Here is a 9,743-nt window from a genome sequence, read left to right on the forward strand (position 1 = left end):
TTAAAAGCTGGATCATAGATTTTTCGCCCTTGTTTCATACGTTAAAATTAAGGTTTTATGCTTAACTCTAACTGGAAGCTAAATTAGTATATCCATATTCTTGGTAATGTTATATATACAGGTACTCCGCCTTTAAACCCTTAATAACAATTAAAATTGATTCACAATGAATTTAGCAAAATTAAACTTAGTAGAGCTTGAAGCTCATGAAACTATAACAGTAAACGGCGGCGGTAATGGCGGCTGGTGGTGGCTAGCTGAACAGATTATTGATAATTGGAGCGAAATCAAAGATGGGCTTTCAGACGGATGGAATGGAAATTATAATCCTCCAAAGAAATAATTATTAAAATAAATAATATGAAAAAACTAGAAACGCTTACAAGCTCTGAGCTATTAGCAGTTAACGGAGGTGATGGTTTTTGGTATGATGTTGCTTATGCAGTTGGTGCTCTAGCACATGAATATGTACATCAGGTTGCATTGGCAGGTTATTATGCTAGTGCAGGTCATTAATTCTCATTAAATTATTTAAATTAAAAAATTTAGGATATGAAAAATTTAGAAACCCTTACAAACGCCGAACTATTATCAATTAATGGAGGTGATGGATTCTGGTATGATGTTGCTTATGCAATCGGAGCTGGTGCTCATGCTGCGGCTAACGCAATAGTAGCTGCCGCAGATACAATCGCTTCACATCCTGTTGGAGGACCGAGAGGCGGTTATAATTAATATTATTAATTACTAAATATTGCTACCTTTATAATAAGGTAGCATTTTATTATTTATGAAAAAGCTAGTTATTTTCTTTATAATTTCATTTGTCTTTGCGGTACTAAATGGGTATTTTTTTAATTACATCAATGATACCTATTTACATTTTGATGTAAACCAAAATAAAAACCCAAACATCTCAAAACATGAATTAAACTTTATTGCCATTTTCGTTGCTCCTTTTATAGAAACTTTGGTATTTCAATATCTGCCATATTTGGTTTTAACCAAATGGATAAAGTTAAAAAATGAATTGTTTTGTATAATTATTATGAGCATAATTTTTTCATCAATGCATTATTATAATTGGTTATATATTGTTATGACATTTTTTGGAGGATTAATTTTAAATAATCTTTATGTTTACTATTATAAACATGCTCGTAAGTATAGTTTTATTTTGACAGCCATTTTTCATGTACTATTTAATCTTTACGGTTTTTTATTTGTAATGTAAAATCACTTTTTCAATGTTCAAAAAATCAATTTATATAGGGATATTAATTCTTGTGGTTACCTTCCTATGCACTTTACCAATAATAAAAGTCCCCATTTCCTCTTCATCAAGAGGTGTGATACGATCTGTTCAGGAGAACACTAAAATTTCTGCTATTGTTTCAGGGAGAGTTATTTACAGCAAACTAGAAAAGAATAATCAGGAGATAAAACAAGGGGATACTTTGCTCATTGTAACGGCAGAGCAGCTGGATACTCAAAAGAATTTACAAAACAGCCAAAGTTCAGATTATTCAGCACAATTGCAGGACTTAAATAAACTTACAAGAGGACAAATTTCAGGTTTACAAACCGGGCAATACCAAAGAGAATTATCCGCCATGCAGGAAAAAATTGCACAAATCCAAACACAATTGTCTTTAGCTCAAAAAGATTTTGACAGGGCAGCTACCCTTTATAACCAGGGAGTAATCCCCAAAGCAGAATATGATAAGTTTTTCTATAATCTTCAAGGACTTAAAAATCAGATTGCCGGAATAAGAGAACAACAAATTGCCCAATGGCAAACACAGAAGAGAGAAGTAGAAAGGCAAATCCGTTCTTTAGGTTCGGAAGTGCAACGTATCAATCAGGAACAAAAAAACTATATCATTACAGCTCCCATTTCCGGAAGACTTGTTAATTTCTCCGGAATACAGAAAAATAATTTTCTGACGCTAGGACGAGACATAGGGGAAATTTCTCCGGAAGTTTCCCTAGTTGCAGAATGTTTGGTTTCGCCAAAAGACATAGGTTTTATTCATACAGGTCAGAACGTAAAATACCAAATCGACACTTATAATTATAACCAATGGGGATTATTGGAAGGCAAGGTTTCTGAAATTGATCAGAATATTAAAATTAATGAACAAACCGGAGAAGCTTTCTTTAGGGTTCTCTGCAAGATGGATAAAAACTACTTACAATTGAAAAACGGTTACAAAGGGCAAGTTGATAAAGGAATGACTTTTACAGCCCGCTTTCACCTCATTGACCGTACATTATGGCAACTATTGTTTGACCGGGTTGACGATTGGTTTAATCCAAAACTAAAATAAACTTTTACTATAATTTTAAAGTTTTAACGTACAAATGAAAAAAAATATATTGATTCGCCAACATGATATCAAAGACTGTGGTGCTGCTTGTCTTGCTTCCGTTGCCATCCATTACGGATTAAAAATGCCTATCGCCAAGATCAGGCAGATCTGCCATACTGATACAAGGGGAACGAATGTTTTAGGTTTAATACAGGGGTTGGAGCAAATGGGTTTCAATGCAAAAGGGGTAAAAGGAGGTATTGATGCTTTGCCGGAACTTCCATTGCCAGCTATTACCCATGTTATTGTTAACGGACAAATGCATCATTATGTGGTCGTTTACAAAGTTGCAAAAGACAAAATTACAGTGATGGATCCCGCAAGAGGAAAATTGGAGGATTATAAAATAGAAGAGTTTTCAAAAATATGGACAGGAGTGCTTATTCTATTGGAACCTAATGAATATTTTGAACAAAGAGATGAAAAAACAAGTCTCTATAAAAGATTCTGGAACTTAGTTCAGCCACACAAAAGTATCTTAATCCAAGCTTTATTAGGCGCATTGGTGTATACCATTTTGGGATTATCAACCTCTATTTATATTGAAAAAATAACAGATTATGTTTTGATAGACGGAAATAAAAGGCTTTTAAACCTGCTTTCTGTAGGAATGATTGTTATACTGTTGTTTCAAATTTTTATTGGAGCCATGAAAAGTGTTTTAGTCTTACAAACCGGCCAAAAAATGGATAAACACCTTATTCTCGGTTATTACAAACATTTGCTAAAACTCCCGCAGCGTTTTTTCGATACCATGAAAGTCGGGGAGATCATTTCAAGGGTGAACGATGCCGTCAAAATAAGAACGTTTATCAATGATGTTTCCATACAGATTTTTGTCAATATTTTTATCATTATTTTTTCATTTGCATTGATGTTCACCTATTATTGGAAACTGGCATTAATTACAGCATTAGTAATTCCTTTTTACTTTTTAGTATACTGGATTACCAATAAATTGAATAAAAAAGCAGAAAGACAATTAATGGAGGAAAGTGCAGAGTTAGAATCTCATTTAGTTGAATCCATCACTTCAGTGAAAACAATTAAACAATTTGGAGTAGAAACTTTTGCTAATAATAAAACGGATAATGCTTTTTCAAAATTATTAAAAACAATTTATGCTTCGGTAATGAATGCCTTATTTTCGGGCAACTCATCAGAGTTTTTATCCCGAATATTTACGATCATATTACTTTGGGTAGGTTCAGGATATGTGATTGACAGAGTGATCACTCCAGGAGAATTATTGTCATTTTATGCTTTGATAGGATATTTTACAAGTCCTGTTTCACAATTAATTGGAATGAATAAAACTATTCAAAATGCTTTAATAGCCGCCGACCGTCTTTTTGAAATCATGGATCTGGAACGTGAGGAAAATACCGATAAACTGGATCTTAAAGCTGAAAATATGGGAGATATACTGTTTAAAGAGGTAAGTTTCAGCTATGGCAGTAGAGCTGATATTTTTACTGGTTTTAATTGTCAAATAAAAAAAGGAGAAACAACAGCCATCGTTGGAGAAAGCGGTAGCGGTAAAACTACGTTAGCTTCTTTGGTCCAGAATTTATATTCGCTCAAAGCAGGAAAAATTATGATTGGGGATTATGACATCAATTATATTTCTAATTATTCTTTAAGAAATCTTGTTTCCGTCGTTCCACAACAGATCGATCTGTTTTCAGGAAATGTGATTGAAAATATAGCTTTAGGAGAAGACTTTCCGGATATACAGAGAATTTTAAACATCACAAAAAACTTGGGTATATTAAGTTTCGTTGAAAAATTACCGAACGGTTTTCAAACATATTTAGGAGAAAATGGAGCTTTGTTGTCCGGTGGTCAGAAACAAAGAATCGCTATTGCAAGGGCTTTATACAAAAATCCAGAAATATTAATTTTAGATGAAGCCACTTCTTCCTTGGATACTGAATCCGAAATGGTAATCCAAAATACATTGCAGGAGTTTAGAAATCAAGGCAAAACGATGATTGTTATTGCTCATCGATTGAGTACTATTGCCAATGCAGATACGATTCTGGTGATGAAAGAAGGGCAAATCATAGAAAAAGGAAACCACAACGAACTTCTAAACAAAAATTCCGTTTATAAGTCTATGTGGGAAAAACAAGGTACAAAACTGGGTTAATTCAAAAATAAACTATTATAATGATTGATTTAATGCTAAGAATGATTTTAATTTTAGTGGAATTTTTATCTGCATTTCTTTAAAAAGGATTTTTTATTTGATCTTTCAAAATCACTTATTATATTTTAAATTAGTACATTAAATTTACTAATTTCGTATTATTGATATAATATGAAATCTAGAGAAGAAAGAGAATACGAAGAAAGGGTTAAAAGACGAGTTTTAATTCTACGAGATTTAATACAAGAAGGGAAAATCAATTTTGCTGAACATTTGAGAGAAAGCTTTGAAGAAAGTCTATCTAACGCTCGCTATGATGAAAATGGAGAACCTGATTTATCAACTATTGATGGAAGAATTAGATCTATGGCTTTAGCAGCTGAATATTTTGACCATAGAGAAAAAACGAAAGATGCTATAAGCTTGTATCAAATTCAAGAAAGTTATTTTAAAAGGTTCGAGGTAAATTTTCAAGACTTCTATAAAGTTATGCTTGAAAAAAATCTTACACCTCATCAAGTTGCCGAATTTGCTGCATACAAGCATTCAAATGATTACTTAGAAAAGGCTGTAGAACCAATAATTGATGATTTAAATGAGTTTTGGGGCTTGGTTACTGAGGCTGGATACTATCATTTAGAGGATCAACATAAATCTATAAAAGCTGTTTTTGGTGGCGATTTATTCCCTGCCAATGACCAAAACATTGCTTCTAAATGCGGTATTTATACTGATACAATCATTTTACCGTGTCCAATTATAAGATCAAGACACTTGTTTAAAGTTTGGAACAAGCAACAAAGAGTTTACTATCTTGTTAAACATGCCTTAAATATATTACAATATAGGGATTTAGCATTAGCAGATTTAGAAAAGCCAATTGTCGTTATTCTTGCAGACAAAGAGATGATTGATGATTTTTCATTCGAGGAAGTTAAAAAATTAGGAGAACGAGATGCTTTGTACCATGCTAAAGAGGTATTCGGAAGAGAATTCAATTCAACTGATGAATTGGTTGAATTTTGTCAAGACCTTGATACTGTTGATAAAGTAATGAATGAAATTAAAGATCAGACAAAAGTATTATTTGACACTGAATTTACAGAACCTTTATCTATACAAATTGAAAAACAAATAAAAGGTCAGTCAGGTCAATTAATGCAAACACAAAATCCTGGGTTAATTGTTGCTTCTTTGGGTTTTGGGAGAATGAGTGTTTCTAATGAACTTTTATTAAAATCAATGAAAGTTGGTGGTGGCGTTCCATTAATTGATGCTCCAACTTCCTGGCAATATTTTAGATGGAAATTAGAATATGATGGAGAAAGAACCTCACAAAATCTAAATCTTCCAAATTCTCATATTCTTAAAGGTCTAAATGAATTACCAAATACTAATCTTAAATGGATTGGTAAAATTCCTCCTAAAGGATTAATTGAAATTAGAAAATCAGGGGCAATTGATGAAATCAGAAATGTTTTATCTAAAGGTATAGAGGATCTTGTACTTGCAGATTATTTAAACTATGAAACTACTTCCAAAACAGTTTATAATAATCTTAAAGCAGCTTTTGAAAATCATCAGAAAAATATAAATGATCTGTCTGCCAAAAAATGGAAAATAGCAGGTAAAGATTTTGGCTCTTGGCTTGTAATGGGGACCCTCGAAATTGCTTCTGCATATACAGGAACACCTTTGTATGGAGTACCAACAGCCGTATTAATTCAGCTAATAGATGCCCCTAAACTGAAAGATTTACCTAAGTCAATCAAAACAATAAAAGAAATTGAAAGAGAAAAACAAAATTTGAGTAAATCACCAATAGGTCTCATGTTTAAATATAAATAATTTTCACACATAATAGCCAATACTTGATCTGACAATTTTTACGGCCGATACAAATTATCAGATCAAGTAGGAACTAATTTAATTTTAACCAAATCATCTCAAAATCTCTTTTATTTTTTAGATAAATTGAGAGAAAATGAACTAATATCAGGACGCGCTACGCACGCACGTACCATTTACATTATCTTTCTAAATATCCCATGCTTTATTTTCGTAAATAATCTTTCATCTTTAACAAAACGCTGAAAGCTGCTTCCCGACATTCCGTTTTCAAGTGCTATTTTAGCTGCTTCTTTATTTTGAAATTCTTCAGGCAAAGCATTAAAAACATTCTGCTGTACTTCAGTTAATATTATTTTTGTAGCAGAATCATTTTTTTCATCCGAACTATTATCAGGTTTAGAAATTACAGAATGGACTTTTAAAGCCGTTTGAGAAAAATACGTTACCAGTTTGATTGCCGCCTCTGTTGATCTCAGAGAAATTCCCATCAAATCACTCTCTCCACAGGCATAATAAAATACTTCCATCAGTAAAGAAAGTCTTACGGCATATGTTTCCAGCTTATTGTAAATACTTATTAAAATTTCATCATCTATCTTATTCAGGTAATCTGTTGATTGATGTTGCCAGTCCATCAGATAATTTTCAGCCTCAGGACTACACTCTAAAATGAACCCTTCATTGTTATGCAGCTCTAAAACTTTAGCTATGATATTTTCCCATTCTTTAATATATTTCTTATCCAGATGATTTTTACTCCATTTTTCCTTATCTTGATCGTCAGGGAATGCAAATAAAAAACGGTGTAAAAAACCATTTCCAATCCTTCCTTTCGCCAGCTCGGCCAACACACTATTCTGAATAGTTCCTATTACCGAAATAAAGGGATTCGGGATGAGATAATTCCCTGCTGTTTTACGGTTCACCGTTATAGATTTTCCGCTCCATGCCGACAGCCATTTTTCCTCTTCACTTCCATTATTATATCTGTTGAAGTCTTTAAACCATGTAGTCAGCTCATCTACACAAACTCCAATAGTATTTTTATTTTTGCTCAGAACATCAACAAGGGCTTCAAAAGTGAAATCTGAAATAAGAAACTGCTTCCAGAAAGGTTCTTCCATTAATTCTGACTGTTTTGCTGCTTTCTCTTTTTTAGTTAAAGCTTCAATGAATTTATATTCAGCTTTTTCTGAAAGGTATTTCTTATAAGCTTCTTCGTCAATTTTCCTAAGTGGTTCTGTAGCAAATGTTAAAGGATGCGATTTATTGGTTCCTGCTTTTCCGACAATAGCCATATACAAAATAGCACTGTCAACCCATCCCTCTTTAAATTTCACTTTACAGGATAATCCTATTGCTACAGAAACCGCATACATCATACTTGCTGCCGTATAATCAACAGGATAAGTCATAGTATTTTTAAGTTCTGTAATAATGTTCTGAATCTTTTCAGGGAAAACCTCAATAGGAAAAGGATTTTTTTTAGTTTTTTGGAAGCCTTCAGATGGTTCACCTTCATTTTCAACGTCCCAAAATTCAAAATCATTATGGGCTATCCCAAATTCATTTGTTTTATACGCTGAATGTATAGTGCTTTTAAATTCGGGAAGATCAAATTCAGAGGTAATGTTTATATGATCATGAATCAGGATGAACGCATTCTCTTTCTCTATCCCGAAACGACAACAGGCTCCTGCAATTTTAAAAACATATTTGTTCCTATTACCATCAATAAAGAATTCATTTTGATTTTCCATCCACTTCACTACGATTTTCTCAAAAGTGTCCCTATCGCGTTCTAAAGTGCGTTCTGGATCAAATATCTCTGCATCCCAATTGATGTAAATGTCCTGATCATGGGCAAAGAACGCTAATCTTGCAATATCGGAGGTTCCGGAATCAAAATATTCAGAATTAAAATACGCTCCGGCTTCCATAAAAATATTTTTGTAATCACTCTGACCTTGCCATTTCCTGATCCTGATAATGGCTTTTAGCCCATTACCGCTAGGACTGATAAAAACCGCTACAACAAAAGGGCAACTTATCAGCTTGTTTCTCTCTCGTTGCAGCGTTTCAGGACCAAGGATTTTATCAAAATCCAGCATCATTAAACCACTGGCGGATGTAAGACCTGATGATTTTCTTTCAGAGAACGTACCCGAAGTCGTAAAACCGGGAAGTCCTCGTTTGTATTTATCGTCTTTAGTTTCTCTAAATTTTGTTTGAAGATCAATAATCCTTTGCTCAGGGTTTTTAATTCTTTCCAAAACAGAAGATAGAGATACTTGCTTTATGTTTTTTGGTAATCTGATGTTTTCACATACAGAGATTACAGGATCATGTGCGGGGAAGTTTTCCATACTATTGTATTTTTGCTTTTTTATAGTATTTTTTCCCCGCAATGATCACAGGATTTATTTTTCCGTCTTTTTCGTATCTCCAAATTGTCGGTAAGGATTTTTTAATGTATTTGGAGTATTCCTGAAGTGTTAAAAGTTCCGAATCAGGTTCATAGTTATTTTCTGCCAGCACTTTATCCAATTTAGCATTGATATTGGATAGTTGGAGTTCGATAGTAGTAAATGGGTTTTCCATTAGTTGTAATTTAAACGTTAGAAATTACCAACCGCCGGAATCTTTAGAAAATTAGTATCTTTGGAATTGCTTAGGATCGTCAAATTATAAGCAAAAAAGTATTTACTTTTTTAATACTAATTCCCATCGGTTTCCCCCGGTGGGTTTTATAATGCAAAGTAAATACATTGATAAATGGATTATTTGGATTATTGGATTAATCCAAATAATCTAAAAATTTTTATACTCTTCAATCTGATCTAATAATTCTTGCAATTCTTCATCGGTATAAGCATCTGGAAATTCAATCTTTTTTTGTTTCCCCAAATAATCATTCACTCCTGTATAATGTGCTTCTTTATTGATCCATTGCATGAAATTTTTTAAATAAAAGCTCATAGGCAGATTAGCCTGTTTTTTAATATGGTATATTAATATGGCCAAATTTTTATTACCCAAATTACAACCAATGAAAAAATTTCTTAATCCTTCGGTATCATATCCTGCTTTTGTAAACAAAAGTTCAAACTTTTCAATCTCCGTTATTTTTTTATCATTCGTTTTTGCAACTTGTTTTTTCTCTTTCTGATGTTCAAGCGCATCAGTGACATTATCGTAAAGCATTTTATATTCGTAATACATTCTTACATTTAAAAGATAGACATTCAGAATTTCGGATCTTTTTAAATCTATGAAGTTGTTTAAACTTATTTAGACAAAAAAGTTCCAAGAAAATTAGCAATTTTGGATTGCAATTTAAAAAACTAATAATCTGGAACTCATCAGTA

10 protein-coding genes are annotated in these 9,743 nt (G+C 32.7%); 7 read left to right on the forward strand and 3 right to left on the reverse strand.

The features are described 5' to 3' along the window. The first annotated feature begins 166 nt into the window (after window positions 1–166). From BW926_RS14430 to BW926_RS13650, 7 genes are all read left to right on the forward strand, one after another. Window positions 167–343, forward strand: a complete 177-nt coding sequence (locus BW926_RS14430; RefSeq protein WP_179078026.1) for a hypothetical protein — start codon at window positions 167–169, stop codon at window positions 341–343. Between the two features lie 17 nt (window positions 344–360). Then, window positions 361–516 (forward strand): hypothetical protein, encoded by a 156-nt coding sequence (locus tag BW926_RS14435; RefSeq protein WP_179078027.1) that lies wholly within the window; start codon window positions 361–363, stop codon window positions 514–516. Window positions 517–552: 36 nt separating this feature from the next. Next, the gene (locus BW926_RS13630) at window positions 553–735 is read left to right on the forward strand and encodes a hypothetical protein (RefSeq protein WP_076447868.1); all 183 of its coding nucleotides are present in this window, start codon (window positions 553–555) and stop codon (window positions 733–735) included. Window positions 736–790: 55 nt separating this feature from the next. After that, the gene (locus BW926_RS14765; RefSeq protein WP_076447870.1) at window positions 791–1,234 is read left to right on the forward strand and encodes a CPBP family glutamic-type intramembrane protease; all 444 of its coding nucleotides are present in this window, start codon (window positions 791–793) and stop codon (window positions 1,232–1,234) included. Between the two features lie 13 nt (window positions 1,235–1,247). Next, on the forward strand, window positions 1,248–2,330 hold the full coding sequence (locus BW926_RS13640) for an HlyD family secretion protein (protein WP_076447872.1): 1,083 nt from the start codon (window positions 1,248–1,250) through the stop codon (window positions 2,328–2,330). 34 nt (window positions 2,331–2,364) lie between these two features. Continuing rightward, a complete protein-coding gene (locus tag BW926_RS13645; protein ID WP_076447874.1) occupies window positions 2,365–4,524 on the forward strand; it encodes a peptidase domain-containing ABC transporter in 2,160 nt (719 codons plus the stop codon). Between the two features lie 171 nt (window positions 4,525–4,695). After that, the gene (locus tag BW926_RS13650) at window positions 4,696–6,372 is read left to right on the forward strand and encodes a hypothetical protein (protein ID WP_076447875.1); all 1,677 of its coding nucleotides are present in this window, start codon (window positions 4,696–4,698) and stop codon (window positions 6,370–6,372) included. 176 nt (window positions 6,373–6,548) lie between these two features. On the opposite strand, the gene BW926_RS14110 is transcribed toward BW926_RS13650, so the two are convergent. The 3 genes from BW926_RS14110 to BW926_RS13675 all read right to left on the reverse strand — a co-directional run bounded on the left by BW926_RS14110 (window position 6,549) and on the right by BW926_RS13675 (window position 9,579). Continuing rightward, window positions 6,549–8,741, reverse strand: coding sequence for a DUF3987 domain-containing protein (locus tag BW926_RS14110; RefSeq protein WP_083672337.1), 2,193 nt, complete (start codon window positions 8,739–8,741; stop codon window positions 6,549–6,551). 1 nt (window position 8,742) lies between these two features. Further along, complete coding sequence (locus BW926_RS13670; protein ID WP_076447877.1) at window positions 8,743–8,976, reverse strand: hypothetical protein; 234 nt, start codon at window positions 8,974–8,976, stop codon at window positions 8,743–8,745. A 210-nt stretch (window positions 8,977–9,186) separates the two neighbouring features. Then, window positions 9,187–9,579 (reverse strand): hypothetical protein, encoded by a 393-nt coding sequence (locus tag BW926_RS13675; RefSeq protein WP_143756557.1) that lies wholly within the window; start codon window positions 9,577–9,579, stop codon window positions 9,187–9,189. Window positions 9,580–9,743 lie beyond the last annotated feature (164 nt).

Origin of the sequence: Chryseobacterium sp. RU37D (assembly GCF_900156075.1) — a bacterium.
Taxonomy (GTDB): domain Bacteria; phylum Bacteroidota; class Bacteroidia; order Flavobacteriales; family Weeksellaceae; genus Chryseobacterium.